This window comes from Pantoea sp. USMM079 (assembly GCF_037153115.1).
Classification (GTDB): Bacteria; Pseudomonadota; Gammaproteobacteria; order Enterobacterales; family Enterobacteriaceae; genus Pantoea; species Pantoea communis.
This window is the reverse complement of record NZ_JBBCKX010000008.1, coordinates 1-18,861: the sequence shown is the minus strand read 5'-3', so window position 1 is coordinate 18,861 and position 18,861 is coordinate 1. Positions and strand designations below refer to the sequence as shown.

Annotated in this window: 18 protein-coding genes; 15 read left to right on the top strand and 3 right to left on the bottom strand. The window is 54.9% G+C overall.

Annotation, left to right across the window (positions count from 1 at the left end):
* Positions 1–41: 41 nt before the first annotated feature.
* The 8 genes from rmuC to tatD all read left to right on the top strand — a co-directional run bounded on the left by rmuC (position 42) and on the right by tatD (position 7,253).
* On the top strand, positions 42–1,553 hold the full coding sequence (gene rmuC / locus WFP70_RS13255) for a DNA recombination protein RmuC (RefSeq protein WP_337023616.1): 1,512 nt from the start codon (positions 42–44) through the stop codon (positions 1,551–1,553).
* 75 nt (positions 1,554–1,628) lie between these two features.
* Complete coding sequence (ubiE, locus tag WFP70_RS13250) at positions 1,629–2,387, top strand: bifunctional demethylmenaquinone methyltransferase/2-methoxy-6-polyprenyl-1,4-benzoquinol methylase UbiE (protein WP_097118527.1); 759 nt, start codon at positions 1,629–1,631, stop codon at positions 2,385–2,387.
* Between the two features lie 6 nt (positions 2,388–2,393).
* On the top strand, positions 2,394–2,999 hold the full coding sequence (gene ubiJ / locus WFP70_RS13245; RefSeq protein ID WP_097118528.1) for a ubiquinone biosynthesis protein UbiJ: 606 nt from the start codon (positions 2,394–2,396) through the stop codon (positions 2,997–2,999).
* Positions 2,996–4,633 (top strand): ubiquinone biosynthesis regulatory protein kinase UbiB, encoded by a 1,638-nt coding sequence (gene ubiB, locus WFP70_RS13240; RefSeq protein ID WP_097118529.1) that lies wholly within the window; start codon positions 2,996–2,998, stop codon positions 4,631–4,633. The genes ubiJ and ubiB overlap by 4 nt, the downstream gene beginning before the upstream one ends.
* A gap of 110 nt (positions 4,634–4,743) precedes the next feature.
* Positions 4,744–4,989 (top strand): twin-arginine translocase TatA/TatE family subunit, encoded by a 246-nt coding sequence (gene tatA / locus WFP70_RS13235; protein WP_034827923.1) that lies wholly within the window; start codon positions 4,744–4,746, stop codon positions 4,987–4,989.
* 9 nt (positions 4,990–4,998) lie between these two features.
* On the top strand, positions 4,999–5,616 hold the full coding sequence (gene tatB, locus WFP70_RS13230) for a Sec-independent protein translocase protein TatB (protein WP_337023617.1): 618 nt from the start codon (positions 4,999–5,001) through the stop codon (positions 5,614–5,616).
* A 2-nt stretch (positions 5,617–5,618) separates the two neighbouring features.
* Positions 5,619–6,386 carry a Sec-independent protein translocase subunit TatC gene (gene tatC, locus WFP70_RS13225; RefSeq protein WP_034827926.1) on the top strand — a complete coding sequence of 256 codons (768 nt, stop codon included), beginning with the start codon at positions 5,619–5,621 and terminating at the stop codon, positions 6,384–6,386.
* Between the two features lie 84 nt (positions 6,387–6,470).
* Entirely contained in the window at positions 6,471–7,253 is a 783-nt protein-coding gene (tatD, locus tag WFP70_RS13220) for a 3'-5' ssDNA/RNA exonuclease TatD (protein ID WP_034827928.1), read from the top strand.
* On the opposite strand, the gene rfaH is transcribed toward tatD, so the two are convergent.
* A complete protein-coding gene (rfaH, locus tag WFP70_RS13215; RefSeq protein WP_038643771.1) occupies positions 7,250–7,738 on the bottom strand; it encodes a transcription/translation regulatory transformer protein RfaH in 489 nt (162 codons plus the stop codon). The two genes, tatD and rfaH, sit on opposite strands and share 4 nt — an antisense overlap.
* A 216-nt stretch (positions 7,739–7,954) precedes the next feature.
* Here rfaH and pepE point away from each other — a divergent pair, with 216 nt between their 5' ends.
* The 3 genes from pepE (at position 7,955) to fre (ending at position 10,978) form a co-directional block, all read left to right on the top strand.
* Entirely contained in the window at positions 7,955–8,686 is a 732-nt protein-coding gene (gene pepE / locus WFP70_RS13210; RefSeq protein ID WP_097118531.1) for a dipeptidase PepE, read from the top strand.
* A 74-nt stretch (positions 8,687–8,760) separates the two neighbouring features.
* Entirely contained in the window at positions 8,761–10,245 is a 1,485-nt protein-coding gene (ubiD, locus tag WFP70_RS13205) for a 4-hydroxy-3-polyprenylbenzoate decarboxylase (protein WP_039329276.1), read from the top strand.
* 31 nt (positions 10,246–10,276) lie between these two features.
* A complete protein-coding gene (gene fre, locus WFP70_RS13200; RefSeq protein ID WP_160868719.1) occupies positions 10,277–10,978 on the top strand; it encodes an NAD(P)H-flavin reductase in 702 nt (233 codons plus the stop codon).
* A 45-nt stretch (positions 10,979–11,023) separates the two neighbouring features.
* On the opposite strand, the gene fadA is transcribed toward fre, so the two are convergent.
* Together fadA and fadB are read right to left on the bottom strand one after the other, a co-directional pair.
* The gene (gene fadA / locus WFP70_RS13195) at positions 11,024–12,187 is read right to left on the bottom strand and encodes an acetyl-CoA C-acyltransferase FadA (RefSeq protein ID WP_182056795.1); all 1,164 of its coding nucleotides are present in this window, start codon (positions 12,185–12,187) and stop codon (positions 11,024–11,026) included.
* A gap of 10 nt (positions 12,188–12,197) precedes the next feature.
* On the bottom strand, positions 12,198–14,381 hold the full coding sequence (gene fadB, locus WFP70_RS13190) for a fatty acid oxidation complex subunit alpha FadB (RefSeq protein ID WP_337023618.1): 2,184 nt from the start codon (positions 14,379–14,381) through the stop codon (positions 12,198–12,200).
* Positions 14,382–14,567: 186 nt separating this feature from the next.
* On the opposite strand from fadB, the gene pepQ reads away from it, so the two are divergent.
* Genes pepQ through hemG form a run of 4 tightly spaced genes read left to right on the top strand, consistent with a single transcriptional unit; the run spans position 14,568 to position 18,549 of the window.
* The gene (gene pepQ, locus WFP70_RS13185) at positions 14,568–15,899 is read left to right on the top strand and encodes a Xaa-Pro dipeptidase (protein WP_337023619.1); all 1,332 of its coding nucleotides are present in this window, start codon (positions 14,568–14,570) and stop codon (positions 15,897–15,899) included.
* Positions 15,899–16,516, top strand: coding sequence for an IMPACT family protein (locus tag WFP70_RS13180; protein WP_034827946.1), 618 nt, complete (start codon positions 15,899–15,901; stop codon positions 16,514–16,516). The genes pepQ and WFP70_RS13180 overlap by 1 nt, the downstream gene beginning before the upstream one ends.
* A gap of 26 nt (positions 16,517–16,542) precedes the next feature.
* Complete coding sequence (trkH, locus tag WFP70_RS13175) at positions 16,543–17,994, top strand: Trk system potassium transporter TrkH (protein ID WP_034827948.1); 1,452 nt, start codon at positions 16,543–16,545, stop codon at positions 17,992–17,994.
* 18 nt (positions 17,995–18,012) lie between these two features.
* Positions 18,013–18,549: a menaquinone-dependent protoporphyrinogen IX dehydrogenase gene (gene hemG, locus WFP70_RS13170; protein ID WP_283216856.1), complete on the top strand. Its 537-nt coding sequence runs from the start codon at positions 18,013–18,015 to the stop codon at positions 18,547–18,549.
* The last annotated feature ends 312 nt before the right edge of the window (positions 18,550–18,861 follow it).

Genomic DNA, 18,861 nt, shown 5'->3' with positions numbered 1-18,861 from the left:
GACTTACCTTTTCCCTCAGCGAAACGATCCGCGGGGGGATTATGGATCAGCAACTTATCATTAACGGCGCACTGGCGCTGGCCGGACTGGGTCTCGGCTGGATTTTGGCCCAGTTGCGGGCCGGGCACCAGCACGCCAGCTTCACTACCGAACGCCGCCTGCTGGAAGAGGCGCAACAGCGCCAGCAGCAGCAACTCGAACGGTTACAACAACAAATTCAGCAGCGCGAGCAAGAACTGCGGCAGCTTCATGGCACGCTTAGCGGTGCACAGGAACGGCTGCAACAGCTCGATTACTGGCGTGGTGAGAGCGAACAGCTTAGCCGGGAATTGCGTAATCAGCTGGAAGTGAACAGTGCGCAAGAAGCTGAACTGCGTGAAGTCACCATCCGTTTAGAAGAGACGCGTTTTGGCGCAGAAGAGAAGCAGCGCCTGCTCACTAACAGCGAACAGCGTCTCAGCGCACAGTTTGAGAATCTGGCCAACCGCATCTTTGAAAACAGCGGACGTCGGGTGGATGAGCAGAATCGGCAAAGCCTCAACGGGCTGATTGGTCCACTGCGTGAACAGCTGGATGGTTTCCGTCGCCAGGTGACGGATAGCTTTGGCCAGGAAGCCCGCGAACGCCACACGCTGGCCCATGAAATTCGGCAACTGCAGCAGCTGAACGCGCAAATGGCGCAGGAAGCGGTCAACCTCACCAAAGCGCTAAAAGGCGACAATAAAATCCAGGGCAATTGGGGCGAAGTGGTGCTGGCGCGGGTGCTGGAAGCCTCCGGTCTGCGCGAAGGTTATGAATATCAGACGCAGGTCAGCGTGCAGCTGGAGCAGCAGGGCAGGATGCAACCGGATGTGATCGTGCGGTTGCCGCAGGGCAAGGATGTGGTGATTGACGCCAAAATGACGCTGGTGGCTTACGAACGCTATTTCAACGCAGAAGATGAAGCCACGCGCGAGCAGGCGATCCAGGAGCACGTTAACGCCATGCGCGGCCATATTCGGCTGCTGGGGCGAAAAGATTATCAACAATTGCCCGGTTTACGCTCTTTGGATTATGTGTTGATGTTTATTCCGGTCGAGCCCGCGTTCTTGTTGGCGATTGATCGGCAGCCAGAGCTGATCAGCGAAGCGCTGCAGCAGAACATCATGCTGGTAAGCCCTACGACATTATTGGTGGCGTTGCGCACCATCAACAACCTGTGGCGTTATGAGCATCAGAGTCGCAATGCGCAACGCATCGCCGACCGAGCTACGCGGTTGTACGATAAAATGCGGCTGTTTGTGGATGATATGAGCGGTATCGGTCACAGCCTCGATAAAGCGCAGCAGAGTTATCATCAGGCGATGAAAAAGCTGGCAGAAGGGCGCGGCAATTTGATTGCGCAAAGCGAATCCTTCCGCGCGTTAGGCGTGGAGATTAAACGGCCGATCAATCCCCAATTGGTCGAACAAGCGCAGCCGGAAGAAGCGGGCGAAGATTGGGCGGACGATCCCGAGCCCAATGAAAATGTGGCAGATTCTCCCACCGCTTCACTGCGCCGCATCAACGAATAGCACGGTGGTCGCGTGCTCGCGTAGCGCGACTCTGATACACTTCGGCAAGAATTGTTTGTGGAACAGGTAAACCCGATGGCAGATGAATCACAGCAGGAAACTACTCATTTTGGCTTTCAGACCGTCGCGAAAAGCGAAAAGGCCGATAAAGTCGCGGACGTGTTTCATTCCGTAGCGGCAAAATATGACCTGATGAACGATTTGATGTCGTTTGGCATCCATCGTGTCTGGAAGCGTTTTACCATCGACAGCAGCGGCGTGCGTCGTGGTCAGCGTGTGCTGGATCTGGCCGGCGGCACCGGTGATTTGACAGCAAAATTCTCTCGCCTGGTGGGCGAGACGGGTCAGGTTGTTTTGGCGGATATCAACAGCTCGATGCTGAAGATGGGCCGCGAGAAGCTGCGCAATATGGGCGTGTCAGGCAACGTCAGCTATGTGCAGGCCAACGCCGAAGCGCTGCCGTTCCCGGATAACTATTTCGATTGCATCACCATCTCTTTCGGTTTGCGTAACGTCACCGAAAAAGAGAAGGCACTGGCCTCGATGTTCCGGGTGCTGAAACCAGGCGGACGCTTGCTGGTGCTGGAGTTTTCCAAACCGCTGCTGGAACCGCTGAGCAAAGCCTACGATACCTATTCCTTCCACATCCTGCCGCGTATTGGGCAGTTGGTGGCGCAGGATGCCGATAGCTATCGCTATCTGGCAGAATCGATTCGTATGCATCCCGATCAGGAAACCCTGAAGGCGATGATGAACGATGTGGGTTTTGAAAATACCACTTACTTCAACATGACTGGCGGTATTGTGGCGTTGCATCGCGGCTTTAAGTTCTGATTGATCATGACTTTTACCCCGCTAATCACGGGCGGCCTTGAAACCGCCCTCAATCGTGTTCTGTATCGTGATCGTAGCCTGAAAGCCGCGCGTCAACGTCTGGCAGGTAAAGTGCTGATGCTGCGCCTGCAAGAGCTGGATTTCCCGCTGGTGCTGGTGTTTAGCGAATCGCAGCTGGATGTGCTGAGTGACTGGCAGGACAGCAGCGACTGTAGCGTGAGCCTGCGCCTCAGCACCTTGCCGAAACTGCGCGATCGCCAGCAGCTGACCAGTTTGATCCGTAGCGGTGAGCTGGACGTGGAAGGCGATCTGCAAGTGGTTCAGCAATTCTCTGCGCTAATGGATCTCGCTGAGCTCGATCCAGCCGAGTATCTGGCGCCGTGGATCGGCGACATTGCCGCGCAGGGTGTCAGTCAGGCTGCTCAGCAGGCGCTGAAATTTGTGCAGCGACAGGTGACACGTCGGCAGGATTATCTCGGTCAGGTGCTGACGGAAGAGTGGCGGGTTGCGCCCGGTGCACTGGAGCTGGCGTGGTTCTGTGAAGAGGTTGAAGCGATGGAACGTTCGCTTAATGCGCTCGAAGCGCGTTTAGCACAGCTGGAGGCGAAATGACGCTGGGAGAAATTCGGCGCTTATACTTCATCATCAAGGTCTTTCTGACTTACGGGCTTGATGAACTGATTCCTCACATGCGCATCACGTTGCCGCTTCGTATCTGGCGACGTTGTATTTTCTGGATCCCTAACAAGCACAAAAATGAATCGACGGGCGTGCGCATTCGTCTGGCAATGGAGCAACTTGGTCCAGTGTGGATCAAATTTGGTCAGATGCTTTCGACGCGCCGCGATCTCTTCCCACCGGCCATCGCCGATGAACTGGCGGTGTTGCAGGACCGCGTGGCGCCTTTTGATGGTCTGAAAGCCCAGCAGCAGATTGAACAATCCATTGGCGGTCCTGTCGACACCTGGTTTGACGATTTTGATATTAAGCCGCTGGCTTCTGCTTCGATTGCGCAGGTTCACACTGCTACGCTTAAGTCTAACGGCCGTGACGTCGTGATCAAAGTGATTCGCCCGGACATCCTGCCGGTGATCAAAGCGGATATGAAGCTGATTTACCGCATGGCGCATTGGGTTCCTCGTCTGTTGCCGGATGGTCGTCGTCTGCGCCCGGTTGAAGTGGTGCGCGATTACGAAAAGACCCTGATTGATGAACTCAATCTGCTGCGCGAATCGGCGAACGCCATTCAGCTGCGTCGTAACTTTGAGCAGAGCCCGATGCTGTATGTGCCGGAAGTGTTCTCGGATTACTGCAGCGAATCGATGATGGTGATGGAACGTATTTACGGCATTCCGATTTCTGATGTGGCGACGCTGGAGAAGCATGGTGTCAACATGAAGCTGCTGGCAGAACGCGGCGTGCAGGTGTTCTTCACCCAGGTGTTCCGCGATAGCTTCTTCCATGCTGACATGCACCCCGGCAACATCTTCGTTAGCTATGACCATCCAGAAGATCCGCAGTACATCGCGATTGACTGCGGTATTGTCGGTTCGCTGAATAAAGAAGATAAGCGCTATCTGGCGGAAAACTTCATTGCCTTCTTTAACCGTGATTACCGCAAAGTGGCGGAACTGCACGTGGATTCTGGTTGGGTTCCGCCGGATACCAATGTAGAAGATTTTGAGTTCGCCATTCGTACCGTCTGTGAGCCGATTTTCGAGAAGCCGCTGGCTGAGATCTCTTTTGGCCACGTGCTGCTGAACCTGTTTAACACCGCGCGTCGCTTCAATATGGAAGTGCAGCCGCAACTGGTGCTGTTACAGAAAACGCTGCTCTACATTGAGGGCATTGGCCGTCAGCTTTATCCGCAGCTCGATCTGTGGAAAACCGCGAAGCCGTTCCTCGAAGACTGGATCAAAGATCAGATCGGCATTCCTGCGATTCTGCGCGCAGTGAAAGAGAAGGCGCCATTCTGGGCTGAAAAACTGCCGGAGTTGCCTGAACTGTTCTACGACAGCATGCGTCAGCATAAATTATTGCAGCACAGCGTCGATAAACTGGTCAGCGATATGAATGCGCAACGTACGCGCCATCACAAGGCACGTTATCTGTTTGGCGTAGGGGCTACACTGTTATTAAGTGGCACCGCGGTGCTGTTAAGTCGACCCGACTGGGATTTCTTCCCAGCCTTACTAATGGCCGCTGGCATCGTCACCTGGCTGATAGGCTGGCGCAAGACAAACTGATTGTTTGACTGGTGCAAATCGCGTAATGTCGCAGGCTAAAGCCCGAATTCATACGGGCTTTCTGTGCGTTTCAATTCAGAGTTTTTCACAGAATATTAGAGGCATATCTCATGGGCGGTATCAGTATTTGGCAATTGATCATCATTGCCGTCATTGTTGTACTTCTGTTCGGTACCAATAAACTTCGCAACCTGGGTTCGGATTTAGGTTCTTCTATTCGTGGCTTCAAAAAAGCCATGGGCGATGAGGACGATAAAAAGGATCAACCGAAAGAGCAGGACGCTGACTTCAACGCCAAGACTCTGGCAGACAAACAGCAAACCTCGGCGAGTAAAGACGACGCCCGGGACAAGTAAGGGTTAACTGTGTTCGATATTGGTTTTAGTGAACTGGTATTGGTGTTCGTTATCGGGCTGATCGTTCTTGGCCCGCAACGATTACCGGTTGCGGTGAAAACCGTCGTGGGCTGGATTCGGGCGATTCGCTCCCTGGCTGCTAACGTGCAAAACGAACTGGCGCAGGAGCTGAAACTGCAGGAATTGCAGGACAGCCTGAAAAAGGTTGAGGAAGCGGGCCGTGGCTCACTGTCACCGGAACTGAAAGAGTCGATGGAAGAGTTGCGTAAAACCGCCGATTCGATGAAGCGTTCTGTGCAGCAGAGCATCGATATCGAAAAAGCGGAAGATGAAGCGAACACCATTCATCAACCGTCGTCTGCAGGCACATCTTCTGAATCGGTAAGCCAGCCTCCGGTCACCCCCGCGGCGGCAGAGCATCAGGCTAGCGCACCGGCTCAGGCACCTCAGGCGGTGACGGCAGAGCACAAGGCTAGCGCACCGGCTCAGGCACCTCAGCCAGCGGCGGCAGAGCACCCGGCCAGCGCACCGGCTCAGAAACCTCAACCGGTAACAGCAGAGGCTGCGGCACCTGTTAATACCGCGCAGAATGCGACGCCCACCCCCACCGTAAAAGATGAAAGATAAACATGGCCGTTGAAGATACCCAACCGCTCATCAGCCACCTGATTGAGCTGCGTAAGCGTTTGCTGAACTGCATTATTGCGGTGTTTGCTATCTTTTTGTGCCTGGTTTATTTCGCCAACGACATCTATCACTTAGTGGCTTCGCCGCTGATTAGCCAGATGCCAGCCGGTGCCAGCATGATCGCCACTGACGTGGCTTCACCGTTCTTCACCCCCATTAAGCTCACCATCATTGTTTCGGTGTTCCTTGCGGTGCCGGTGATCTTGTATCAGGTGTGGGCTTTTGTGGCGCCTGCGCTGTATCGCCATGAGCGTAAGCTAGTGATGCCGCTACTGTTCTCCAGTACGCTGCTGTTCTACGTTGGCGTGGCTTTCGCTTACTTCATCGTGTTCCCGCTGGCGTTTGGCTTCTTTGCCAAAACCGCGCCACAGGGCGTCACCATTGCTACTGATATCACCAATTATCTCGACTTCGTCATGACTCTCTTCATGGCATTTGGCGTAGCGTTTGAGGTACCGATTGCGATTGTTCTGCTGTGCTGGACCGGCATTACCTCGCCAGAGGATTTGAAAAAGAAACGTCCCTACATTCTGGTTGGCGCGTTCGTTGTTGGGATGCTGCTCACACCGCCGGATGTTTTCTCGCAAACTTTGCTCGCTATTCCGATGTACTGCCTGTTTGAAGTCGGCGTATTCTTCTCCCGTTACTATGTGGGTAAAGGGCGCAAGGCGTCAGATTCAGAGGATGAGGAACAGAATACCGAATCCTGACAAGGCATTCCCGCACGCGAGCGGGATGAGCGTTAAGAATCTAAACCGCCCACACATTGGGCGGTTTTTTATTTGGGAGAAGACATGTTTGATATCGGTGTAAACCTGACCAGCACGCAATTCGCAAAAGATCGCGATCAGGTGGTTAAACGCGCGCGCGAAGCAGGCGTCACCGGCCTGCTGATTACCGGCACCAATGCGCTGGAGAGCCAGCAGGCGCGTCAGCTCGCGGCACAGCATCCAGGCTACTGCTGGTCTACAGCCGGCGTACATCCGCATCACGCCAGTGAATGGTCGGCAGAGACGGCGAACACGCTGCGCCGTCTGGCTGAGAGTGAGCAAGTGGTGGCCATCGGTGAATGCGGCCTCGATTTTAACCGCAATCTCTCGGCGCACGACCAGCAGGAATACGCCTTTGATGCACAGCTGGCGCTGGCAGCAGAGTTACAACTTCCGGTGTTCCTCCACTGCCGCGAAGCACACGATCGTTTTGTTGCAGTGCTGGAGCCGTGGCTGCCGAAATTGACGGGCGCGGTGGCACACTGTTTTACCGGCACGCGTGATGAACTGGAATCGTGCCTGGCCTTGGGCTTATCGGTGGGCATTACCGGCTGGGTGTGCGATGAACGTCGTGGCCTGGAATTGCGTGAGATGCTGCCATTGATTCCAGCCGAGCGTCTGCTGCTGGAAACCGATGCGCCTTATCTGCTCCCGCGTGATATGCATCCACGGCCGCCTTCGCGTCGAAACGAGCCCTGTTTCCTGCCGCATATTGTGCAGCAGGTGGCGAACTGGCGTGGGGAAGAGGCTGAAGCGCTGGGTGCGCAGGTCAATCACAACGCACGTCAGCTGTTTAAACTGGTTTAAAGCTTACGGAACTGTTTGTTGTCGACGCTGCGCATCACTTGTTTGTTGAGCAGGTTTAGCAGTAACACCGAGCGGGTTTCGCCATCAGGCTCGGCAAAAATAGCGCGCAGCCCCTCAAAAGTCCCTTCGGTGATGATCACTTCATCACCGCTTTGTGGCGTTTCTGGATCCAGCATAATTTGCGGCACATCGGTTTGCAGCGCTTCAATCACTTCGCTGGAGACCGTTGCCGGTTGCGCGCCAAAGCGCACAAAGTGGCTGACGCCGCGCGTGCTACTGATAGTGGTGGTGTGAATCGCTTCCGGATCGAATTCGATAAACAGATAGTTGGGAAAAAGCGGCTCACTCACCGTGGTGCGTTTACCGCGCACAATCTTTTCCAGAGCGATCATCGGGCTGAGGCAATTCACCTCCTGCCGCTCAAGATGCTCTTTCGCGCGCAACAGCTGTCCACGTTTGCAATAGAGTAAGTACCAGGATTCCATAACTGCTCCCAAATATTGGACGCTAAGAATAACAAACCTGCTGTCAGAGTTATAGCGCATCGGCCAGTGGAAACGCGGCTGTGAAATAAAAATCACTACGAATTTTCCGATTGGTGCGGCTTATTAACGCTTTCTTGCAAGAAAATTGACGGCTGATGACCATCTGTATCAGACTCCTTCCCCATCTTTCGCTCTCATTTGAAAAAGGACTGGCTGATGGAACTGTTCTTATTAAGTAATGGCAAAGTGGCCGAAGACGCGCCACTGTTGAGCTACGCTCACCCACAACTGCACGCAATGATCGCCCAACGCGGTATCACCTCGGCCGTACTGGTACCCTATGCCATCATTCGTGGTGACCATGCGCAGCGTGCACAAGACCTGTCTGACTCATTGGGTATTCAGGTGCGCACCGTGCATGAGTTTGACTCCCCGGTGGCGGCGATTGAACAGGCGGAGTTGATCCTGGTGAGCGGCGGCAACACCTGGTTCCTCAATCAGATGCTGCATGAGCACGGACTGATCGTGGCGATTCAGCGTGCCGTGCGTGAGCGAGATGTGCCTTACATCGGCTGGAGCGCCGGTTGCAATGTGGCTACGCCATCGATCCGTACCACCAACGATATGCCGGTGCGCAGCAGCGTGGTCTTGCCTGCATTAGGCCTGTTCCCGGTGCAGATCAATCCGCACTATCTGGATGCTCACGTCAGCGGGCATATGGGGGAAACGCGTGATGAGCGTCTGGCGGAGTTCTGCGCCGTCAATCCACATGAGTCGGTGATCGCCCTGCGAGAAGCCAGTTTCCTGCACGTCAGTGAAAACCGCCTGCGTTACTACAGCGCGCGCGGCGAAGACTTTAAAGTGTTCCGTCATGGTGAGCCAATCGCCGCACATCACGATGTGCTGGCCATTCAATCGCTGGTGCCTTTCTCCTGTCAGCCAGCTTGAACCACAAACCACAACACGCCGGCGTAAATCAGACCTATAATGGCCAATTCACCCTGGCTGGAAGCTAACGCCGCATGAAATATCAGGATTTACGAGACTTCCTCGCGTTGCTGGAGCAGCGCGGCGAGTTAAAGCGCATCACTCAGGAGATCGATCCTGAGCTGGAGATGACCGAAATTGCCGATCGCACCCTGCGTGCCGGCGGTCCGGCGCTGCTGTTTGAGAACCCGAAAGGGTACGACATGCCCGTATTGTGTAACCTGTTTGGCACACCTAAGCGTGTGGCGATGGGCATGGGACAGGAAGAGGTCAGCGCGCTGCGTGAAGTGGGCAAGCTGCTGGCGTTTCTGAAAGAACCCGAGCCGCCAAAAGGTTTCCGCGATCTGTTCGATAAAATGCCGCAGTTCAAACAAGTGCTGAACATGCCGACCAAGCGCCTGCGCAATGCACCTTGTCAGGAAGAAGTGTTCAGCGGTGATGATGTCGATCTGTCGCGCATTCCGGTGATGAAGTGCTGGCCGGGCGATGCCGCGCCGTTGATTACCTGGGGCTTAACCGTCACGCGTGGTCCGCATAAAGAACGTCAGAATCTGGGTATTTATCGCCAGCAGGTGATCGGTAAAAACCGCGTGATCATGCGCTGGCTGTCGCATCGCGGCGGCGCGCTGGATTTCCAGGAGTGGTGCAAAGCCCATCCGGGCGAACGCTTCCCGGTGTCCGTGGCGCTGGGTGCCGATCCGGCCACGATTCTGGGCGCCGTGACGCCGGTACCCGATACGTTGTCGGAATATGCTTTTGCTGGCTTGCTGCGCGGTAATAAAACCGAGGTGGTGAAGTGCCTGTCTAACGATCTTGAAGTGCCAGCCAGCGCAGAGATCGTTTTAGAAGGTTACATCGAACCGGGTGACATGGCGCCAGAAGGCCCTTACGGCGACCACACAGGCTACTACAATGAAGTAGACAGCTTCCCGGTATTTACCGTGACGCACGTAACGCAACGTCGCAACCCGATTTATCATTCAACGTATACCGGTCGTCCGCCGGATGAACCTGCGGTATTGGGTGTGGCGCTGAATGAAGTGCTGGTGCCGATTCTAATTAAGCAGTTCCCGGAGATTGTCGATTTTTACTTGCCGCCGGAAGGCTGTTCTTATCGCCTCGCGGTGGTGACGATCAAGAAGCAGTATGCCGGGCATGCCAAACGCGTGATGTTTGGCGTCTGGTCTTTCCTGCGCCAGTTTATGTACACCAAGTTTGTGATTGTGTGCGACGACGACGTTAACGCACGCGACTGGAACGACGTGATTTGGGCCATTACCACGCGGATGGATCCGGCGCGTGATACCGTGATGGTGGAGAACACGCCTATCGATTATCTCGACTTCGCCTCACCGGTTTCCGGCCTGGGCTCGAAGATGGGGCTCGATGCCACCAATAAGTGGCCCGGTGAAACCACTCGTGAGTGGGGCACGCCGATTGTGAAAGATCCGGCAGTGACCGCGCGTATTGACGCCATTTGGGATGAGTTAGCTATCTTTGCCGAGCCGCCGCAGCGCTAAAGGCGGCAGAAAACCATAAAAAAGGGCACGTATGACGACGTTAAGCTGCAAAGTGACTTCTGTCGAAGCGATTACGGACACGGTGTACCGCGTCCGTTTGATTCCGGCCGCGGATTTTAGCTTCCGCGCAGGGCAATATCTGATGGTGGTGATGGATGAGCGCGATAAGCGTCCGTTTTCGCTGGCTTCAACGCCAATGGAAAAAGACATTGTTGAGCTGCACATCGGCGCTTCCGATCTTAACCTCTACGCGATGGCGGTGATGGATCGCATCAAAAACGATCGTCAAATCACGGTGGATATGCCGCATGGCGATGCCTGGCTGCGTGAAGACAGCGATCGCCCCATTATTCTGATCGCGGGCGGCACCGGTTTCTCCTATGCACGTTCGATTCTGCTGACGGCACTGGCGCAGCAGCCAGACCGCGATATCGCCATCTACTGGGGCGGCCGGGAATTGATGCATTTGTACGATCTGGATGAGTTGAACGCGTTGGCGGTCAAGCATCCTCATCTCAAGGTGATTCCGGTGGTAGAACAACCCGCAGAGGGTTGGGATGGACGTAGTGGCACGGTGTTGACCGCCGTGATGCAGGACTATGAAACTCTCAGCGAGCACGATATCTATATTGCGGGCCGCTTTGAGATGGCAAAGATTGCACGTGAGCGTTTTTGTGCGGAACGTGGTGCAGTTGAAGCGCAGATGTTTGGCGATGCGTTTGCCTTTATCTGAGTAAAAAAGCCCGCCCGAAAGGGCGGGAACACGTGCTTCAACGTATTAAACGCGTTCGAACACCGTCGCGATCCCCTGGCCTAAGCCAATGCACATGGTCGCCAGACCAAATTGCGCATCACGACGTTCCATCAGATTGAGCAGCGTCGTGCTGATACGCGCCCCCGAACATCCCAGCGGATGCCCCAGCGCAATCGCGCCGCCATTCAAATTCACTTTCTCATCAAGCTGATCCAGCAATCCCAAATCCTTAATGCACGGCAGTGTCTGCGCGGCAAAGGCTTCGTTAAGCTCAAACAGATCGATATCCTGCACGCTTAACCCGGCGCGCTTCAGTGCCAGTTTGCTGGCCGGCACTGGACCGTAACCCATGATGGAAGGATCACAGCCGACCACCGCCATGCTGCGGATGCGTGCACGCGGGGTCAGTCCGAGTTCGCGCGCGCGGCTTTCACTCATGATCAACATGGCGGCGGCGCCATCGGAGAGTGCCGAAGAGGTGCCTGCGGTGACGGTGCCGTTAACCGGATCAAACGCGGGGCGCAGCGCAGCCAACCCTTCCAGCGTGGTATCTTCGCGGATCACTTCATCCGTTTCATAGCGTTTCAATACGCCGTCGGCATCGTGGCCATAGGTCGGCACGATTTCGCGTTTGAAATCGCCGCGTTGAGTCGCAGCCCAGGCGCGCTGATGTGAACGCAGCGCAAAGGCATCCTGCTGCTCACGGGTGATGTGATGCATGCGCGCCAGCATTTCAGCGGTTAATCCCATCATGCCAGCGGCTTTTGCCACGGTGCGGCCCAAACCCGGATGGAAATCAACGCCGTGGCTCATGGGCACATGGCCCATATGTTCGACGCCGCCAATCAAACAGCTATGCGCATCGCCCACCATAATGGCGCGTGCCGCATCGTGCAGCGCCTGCATTGACGAACCGCACAAGCGATTCACCGTGCTGGCTGGCACGCGGTGCGGAATTTCGGCCAGCAGTGCTGCGTTACGTGCAATGTTGAAGCCCTGTTCCAGCGTCTGCTGCACGCATCCCCAAATGATGTCATCCAGAGAGGCCGGATCAACGCCGGGGTTGCGGCTCAGCAATTCGCGCATCAGATGCGCCGAGAGATCTTCCGCGCGGACCTGACGAAACGCGCCGCCTTTTGAACGGCCCATCGGTGTACGTACCGCATCAACTATGACTACCTTTTCCATATTCTTTACCTCAGGCACTTTGCAGTGTCGCTTCGTCAATCGGTTGGGCTGCGGGATACCAGCTTTGATGCTGATGCGCTTTGTGCACTAACAGTTCAGGTACCGCATACAACGGGCCGAGTGGGGTGTAGCGTTTGGCTTGATCAACCAGATTGCTAAGGCCGAGCGTATCCATATAGCGGAAGGCACCCCCTCGGAACGGAGGGAAACCGAGGCCGTACACCAGCGCCATATCGGCTTCAGCCGGTGAGGCGATAATCTTCTCTTCGAGGCAGCGCACCACTTCATTGAGCATTGGCAGCATCATGCGGTTAGCAATGTCCTCATCGCTGAACACGCGTTTCGGCTCGCAAATCGGTTCCAGCAGCGCATCAACAGCCGGATCGGTTTTCTTCTGGGCTTTGCCTTTTTTATCTTGCTCCCAGCTGTAAAAGCCCAGGCCGTTTTTCTGGCCGTAACGTTTGGCTTCAAACAGCACATCAATCGCGTCGCGGTAATCCTTCTGCATGCGGGAAGGGAAGCCTTGCGCCATGACCTGTTGTGCGTGATGGGCGGTATCAATGCCCACCACATCCAGCAACCAGGCCGGGCCCATAGGCCAGCCGAACTGTTTCTCCATCACCTTATCGATCTGACGGAAATCAGCGCCATCGCGTAGCAGCAGGCTGAAAGCGGCAAAGTAGGGGAACAACACACGGTTCACAAAGAAACCTGGGCAGTCATTCACCACGATCGGCGTTTTGCCCATCTTGCTGGCCCAGGCCACCACTTTACTGATGGTGGCTTCTGAAGTCTGCTCGCCACGGATGACCTCAACCAGTGGCATGCGTGGTACGGGATTAAAGAAGTGCATGCCGCAGAAGTTTTCTGGACGCTGCAGCGATTGCGCCAACTGGCTAATCGGAATGGTCGATGTGTTGGAGGCGAGTACGGCATCATCGCGCAGATGTTGCTCGGTTTCTGCCAACACTTTGGCCTTGATTTGTGGGTTCTCGACCACGGCCTCGACCACCACATCGGCACGTTCGAAACCGGCGTAATCCAGCGTGGGCTGAATCGTCGTGAGAACGCTTGCCAGTTTGGCACCGTTAATCTTGCCGCGTTCCAGTTGCTTGTTAAGAAGGTTGCTGGCTTCCGTCATCCCCAGCGTCAGCGCCTGCGGATTAATATCTTTCATTTTCACCGGCACGCCTTTCCATGCCGACTGATAAGCAATCCCACCCCCCATAATGCCTGCGCCTAACACGGCGGCCTGCTGCGGTGCACCGGCTGCGTTGCTGTGCTTTTTCGCCAGGCCTTTGACATATTGATCGTTCAGGAAGATACCGACCAGCGCGCGCGCCACATCGCTTTGTGCCAGCGGCACGAATGCAGCGGTTTCCAGTTTCAATGCATCGTCACGACGTAAACCGGATGCCGCTTCAATGGTTTTCACCGCGGTGATAGGCGCGGGATAATGCTTGCCTGCGGTTTGCATCACCATGCTTTTGGCAATGGTGAAGCTCATCGCCGCTTCAATCGGGCTTAATTTCAGTGGGGCCAGCTTAGGTGCCCGACGCGCCTGCCAGCTGCCTTGCGCAACGGCATCCTGTAACATTGTGAGTGCTGCAGCGCGTAGCTTTTCGCTGCTCACGACCGCATCGACCAGGCCGAGTTGCAGGGCGCTGGTGCCATCAACATCTTTTCCTGCGGCAATGATTTCCAGTGCGCTATCAGCGCCGAGCAAACGTGGCAAGCGCACGCTGCCGCCAAACCCCGGCATGATGCCCAGTTTGGTTTCCGGTAAGCCGATGCGTGCAGCAGGCGTCGCGACGCGGAAATCTGTCGCCAGCACACACTCGCAGCCGCCGCCCAGCGCGTAGCCGTCAATCGCAGCGACAGTCGGCACCGGCAAATCTTCCAGGCGATTGAAGATGCTGTTGGCAAACGCCAGCCATTGGCTCAGCTTCTCTTCTGGCGCATCAAATAGCGACAGGAATTCGGTGATATCGGCACCGACAATGAATGCCGGTTTGGCCGAGGTGAGCAGCAGGCCACGCAACTCGGGCTGTTGCTCCAGCACGCTGAGTGCATCGCCCAATGAGGCAACTGTTTTGGTGTCGAGTTTGTTCACTGAACCGGGGGCATCGAAAATCAGCTCGGCAATGCCGTCATCAAGCCAGTGAACTGAAAGGGTATCGCCTTGGTAGAGCATGTCCGTCTCCTGAAACCGCGAAAGGTGATCTGGTCATACCAGATGAGTTGGAGTGTGGGCGGCATGTTAATTTTTTGCAAACGAGTCTTTGCTTATTTGATACGCCGATCACAGCGAGTGCAGCACGGCAACAGACTTGAGGCTGTGCTACACTGCGGCCAATTTCGCGATATCGGAGACAAGTCCATGGATTCACTGAAAACCCTGTATCACGCGCATATCAATACGCTGCAACAGCGAGCGCAACAGGTGCTGGCACGCTTTAAACTTGATGCGATGTTGATTCACTCTGGCGAGCTGTTAACCGTTTTTCTCGACGATCACGACTACCCGTTTAAGGTGAATCCGCAATTCAAGGCTTGGGTTCCTGTCACGCAAGTGCCTAACTGCTGGTTATGGATCGATGGCGTTAACAAGCCAAAGTTGTGGTTCTACTCGCCTGTGGATTACTGGCATAACGTCGAGCCATTGCCCAACAGCTTCTGGACTCAGGATGTTGAGGTGGTGGGCCTGAAAGATGCCGATGAGATTGGGCAACTGCTGCCGGCTCAGCGCGACAATGTGGCTTATATCGGACCTGTGCCCTCCCGCGCCACACAACTCGGCATCAATAGCGATCGCGTGAATCCCAAAGGCGTGATCGACTTCCTTCATTACCATCGCAGCATCAAAACGGATTACGAACTGGCCTGTATGCGCGAAGCGCAGAAGCTGGCGGTAGCAGGACATCGTGCGGCAAAAGAAGCCTTCTTCTCAGGTATGAGTGAGTTCGATATCAACCAGGCGTATCTGACGGCGACTGGCCATCGTGATACGGATGTGCCCTACGGCAATATTATCGCGCTTAACGAACATGCTGCGGTGCTGCACTACACCAGGCTCGACCATCAGCCACCGGCGAAGCGCCACAGTTTCCTGATTGATGCGGGTGCGGAATACCTTGGTTACGCCGCCGACCTGACGCGCAGCTATGCAGCCCAAAGCAAATCGCGTTATGCCGAAATGGTAGAGGCGATGAATAAAGAAGAGCTGGCGCTGATTGCGACGTTGAAAGCGGGCGTGCGTTACACCGATTACCATTTGCAAATGCATCAGCGTATTGCCCGTCTATTGTTAAAATTCGATTTGGTGAAAGGTCTGACCGAAGAGACGCTGGTGGCGGAAGACCTGACCGGTCCGTTTATGCCGCACGGTTTGGGCCATCCGCTGGGCTTACAGGTGCATGACGTCGCAGGCTTTATGCAGGATGACAATGGCACGCACCTGGCGGCACCATTACAGTATCCTTATCTGCGTTGTACCCGCGTGCTCGAGCCGGGCATGGTGCTGACCATCGAGCCAGGCTTCTACATTATCGATTCACTACTGGCAAAACTGCGTGGCGGTAAATACAGCCAGTACTTTGACTGGCAGGCGATCGACGCATTGAAACCGTACGGGGGTATTCGTATCGAAGACAATGTGGTGATCCATGCCAATCGCGTTGAAAACATGACGCGCGATCTGCATCTGGCCTGATGGATGCGTACGATATTCCCGCTGAGGCTGTGAGCCTCAGTGAGGAAACCATTAAGAAAAGCCGCTTTATGACTTATCTGGCGCATACCGTTGGCGTTGAGGCGGCGCGTGCTTTTGTCCAGCAGGTGAAGTTGGAACATCCTGCGGCGCGCCATCACTGCTGGGCGTGGGTTGCCGGTGCGCCAGATGATTCGCAGCAGCTGGGTTTCTCCGATGATGGTGAGCCTTCTGGCACGGCGGGCAAACCGATGCTGGCACAGCTAATGGGTAGCGGCGTCGGTGAAATTACCGCAGTGGTAGTGCGCTATTATGGCGGCATCATGCTGGGGACCGGTGGATTAGTGAAAGCGTATGGCGGCGGCGTGCAGCAGGGGCTGAAGCAACTGATGCGTGCGCGTAAAGTGCCGATGCAATCTTTTACCTTGCAATGTGATTATGCCCAGTTGAGTGATATCGAGCGTCTGTTGCAACGCTTTGACGGCATCATTGAAGAGAGCCATTATCAGGATCGTATCGCGCTACGTCTGGCGTTGCCGCATCCGCAAATTGATGGCTTTCGGCAAAACCTTTCTGATTACAGCCGGGGCGCGCTGACGCTCATCCCGCTGGACAACTAAAAGCATCTGTATAAAGGAACGGCTGAATGCATTTTCGCGCCATTACCCGCATCGTGGGACTGTTGGTAATTTTATTCTCGGTGACGATGATCCTACCGGGGCTGGTGGCCTTAATTTATCGCGATGGCGCCGGACGTGCGTTTAGCCAGACCTTTATGATGGCGATTGTGATTGGTTCGCTGCTGTGGTGGCCTAATCGCAAAAAGAAAACCGAACTTAAACCGCGCGAAGGGTTTCTGATCGTCGTGCTGTTCTGGACGGTGCTGGGTAGTGTGGGTGCGATGCCTTTCATTTTTGCCGAACAGCCGCACCTTTCGGTTACCGATGCTTTCTTCGAATCCTTCTCTGGGCTGACTACCACGGGCGCCACTACGTTGGTGGGCCTTGATACCTTACCGAAAGCGATTTTGTTCTATCGTCAGATGCTGCAATGGCTGGGCGGTATGGGGATCATTGTACTGGCGGTGGCCATCTTGCCGATTCTTGGCGTGGGTGGCATGCAGCTTTATCGTGCTGAGATGCCGGGGCCGTTAAAAGATAACAAGATGCGCCCGCGTATTGCGGAAACGGCTAAAACGCTGTGGCTAATCTATGTCTTACTTACCGTGGCCTGTGCGGTGGCGCTGTGGCTGGCGGGCATGCCGGTGTTTGATGCCATCGGTCACAGCTTCTCGACCATCGCGATTGGTGGCTTTTCTACACATGATGCGAGTATCGGCTACTTCAACAGTCCTACCATCAATACCATCGTGGCGGTGTTCCTGCTGATCTCGGGCTGTAACTATGGCTTGCACTTCTCTTTATTGAGCGGCCGCAGCCTCAAAGTTTACTGGCGCGATCCCGAATTTCGCATGTTTATTGGCGTACAGCTGACGTTAGTGCTGATCTGTACGGTAGTGCTGTGGTTCCACAACGTCTATGCCAGCGGTTGGCAAACATTGAACCAGGCCTTTTTCCAGGTGGTGTCGATGGCAACGACTGCTGGCTTTACCACCGATAGTATTGCGCGCTGGCCATTATTCCTGCCTGTACTGTTGCTCTGTTCGGCTTTTATCGGCGGTATGGCGGGATCGACTGGCGGTGGCTTGAAGGTGATTCGTATTCTGCTGCTGTTTAAGCAGGGGTCGCGTGAGCTTAAGCGTTTGGTGCATCCGAACGCGGTCTACACCATCAAGTTGGGTAATCGCGCACTGCCGGAGCGTATCCTTGAAGCGGTATGGGGATTCTTCTCTGCTTATGCGCTGGTGTTCTTACTCAGCATGCTGGCGATTATCGCGACGGGCGTCGATGACTTCTCCGCTTTCGCTGCGGTTGCCGCAACGCTGAATAACCTCGGCCCAGGCTTAGGTGTTGTAGCGGATAACTTCACGTCTATGAATGACGTCGCTAAGTGGATTTTGATTTTAACCATGCTTTTTGGACGCCTTGAGGTGTTCACACTGCTGGTCCTGTTCACCCCGACCTTCTGGCGTGAATAAGAGAAACAGGATTATCTAATGAAAGCATTGATTCTATATTCCAGCCGTGATGGGCAAACCCGTGAGATCGCAGCGCGTATTGCACAGACGCTAGCGCCGCAGCAGCTGTGTGACGTGATTGATTTACTGGAAGTACAGCAGGTTGAGTGGTCGCAGTATGATCGCGTGCTGATTGGCGCTTCAATTCGTTACGGACATTTCCATCCTGCATTAATGAAGTTTGTTACTCAGCATAAAGCTGAGCTGCATCAGCGCGTCAGTGGCTTCTTCAGCGTCAATCTTACGGCGCGTAAAGCAGATAAGTGCACGCCAGCAACCAACGCCTATACGCATAAGTTCCTGGAGCAGTCACCCTGGCAGCCAGATTGCTGTGCGGTGTTTGCCGGCGCGTTGCGTTATCCCCACTATCGCTGGTTTGACCGTGTCATGATTCAACTGATTATGCGTATGACGGGCGGTGAGACCGATACCTCTAAAGAAGTGGAATACACCGATTGGAATAAAGTGGCGGTTTTTGCCCAGGATTTTGTGCAGTTACCAGGCAAATCGTTGTGAAATAGAGCGTTGTGGCTAAATTTAGGTCGAACGATCATTTTTTTGCAATAAACCCTTGTCAGCTCCGAATAACTCCCTATAATGCGCCACCACTGAGACGGCAAAGCGGCAAAGCGGCAAAGCGGCAAAGCGGCAAAGCGGCAAAGCGGCAACGCAGGCGGCTCAGCAGGGAGTGAAGAAATTCATCCCGCCGGAGAAAAGCGCTGAAAAAAGTGTTTGACTCTGAAGGAGGAAAGCGTAATATACGCCACCTCGCAACAGCAGCTTAAGGCGCTGATTGCACCGCTCTTTAACAATTTATCAGACAATCTG

What these genes read in the sequence shown, in the direction of transcription:
- rmuC (WP_337023616.1), top strand. Translation starts at nt 42, where the DNA reads ATGGATCAGCAACTTATCATTAACGGCGCACTGGCGCTGGCCGGACTG.
- ubiE (WP_097118527.1), top strand. Translation starts at nt 1,629, where the DNA reads ATGGCAGATGAATCACAGCAGGAAACTACTCATTTTGGCTTTCAGACC.
- ubiJ (WP_097118528.1), top strand. Translation starts at nt 2,394, where the DNA reads ATGACTTTTACCCCGCTAATCACGGGCGGCCTTGAAACCGCCCTCAAT.
- ubiB (WP_097118529.1), top strand. Translation starts at nt 2,996, where the DNA reads ATGACGCTGGGAGAAATTCGGCGCTTATACTTCATCATCAAGGTCTTT.
- tatA (WP_034827923.1), top strand. Translation starts at nt 4,744, where the DNA reads ATGGGCGGTATCAGTATTTGGCAATTGATCATCATTGCCGTCATTGTT.
- tatC (WP_034827926.1), top strand. Translation starts at nt 5,619, where the DNA reads ATGGCCGTTGAAGATACCCAACCGCTCATCAGCCACCTGATTGAGCTG.
- tatD (WP_034827928.1), top strand. Translation starts at nt 6,471, where the DNA reads ATGTTTGATATCGGTGTAAACCTGACCAGCACGCAATTCGCAAAAGAT.
- rfaH (WP_038643771.1), bottom strand. Translation starts at nt 7,738, where the DNA reads ATGGAATCCTGGTACTTACTCTATTGCAAACGTGGACAGCTGTTGCGC.
- pepE (WP_097118531.1), top strand. Translation starts at nt 7,955, where the DNA reads ATGGAACTGTTCTTATTAAGTAATGGCAAAGTGGCCGAAGACGCGCCA.
- ubiD (WP_039329276.1), top strand. Translation starts at nt 8,761, where the DNA reads ATGAAATATCAGGATTTACGAGACTTCCTCGCGTTGCTGGAGCAGCGC.
- fre (WP_160868719.1), top strand. Translation starts at nt 10,277, where the DNA reads ATGACGACGTTAAGCTGCAAAGTGACTTCTGTCGAAGCGATTACGGAC.
- fadA (WP_182056795.1), bottom strand. Translation starts at nt 12,187, where the DNA reads ATGGAAAAGGTAGTCATAGTTGATGCGGTACGTACACCGATGGGCCGT.
- fadB (WP_337023618.1), bottom strand. Translation starts at nt 14,381, where the DNA reads ATGCTCTACCAAGGCGATACCCTTTCAGTTCACTGGCTTGATGACGGC.
- pepQ (WP_337023619.1), top strand. Translation starts at nt 14,568, where the DNA reads ATGGATTCACTGAAAACCCTGTATCACGCGCATATCAATACGCTGCAA.
- WFP70_RS13180 (WP_034827946.1), top strand. Translation starts at nt 15,899, where the DNA reads ATGGATGCGTACGATATTCCCGCTGAGGCTGTGAGCCTCAGTGAGGAA.
- trkH (WP_034827948.1), top strand. Translation starts at nt 16,543, where the DNA reads ATGCATTTTCGCGCCATTACCCGCATCGTGGGACTGTTGGTAATTTTA.
- hemG (WP_283216856.1), top strand. Translation starts at nt 18,013, where the DNA reads ATGAAAGCATTGATTCTATATTCCAGCCGTGATGGGCAAACCCGTGAG.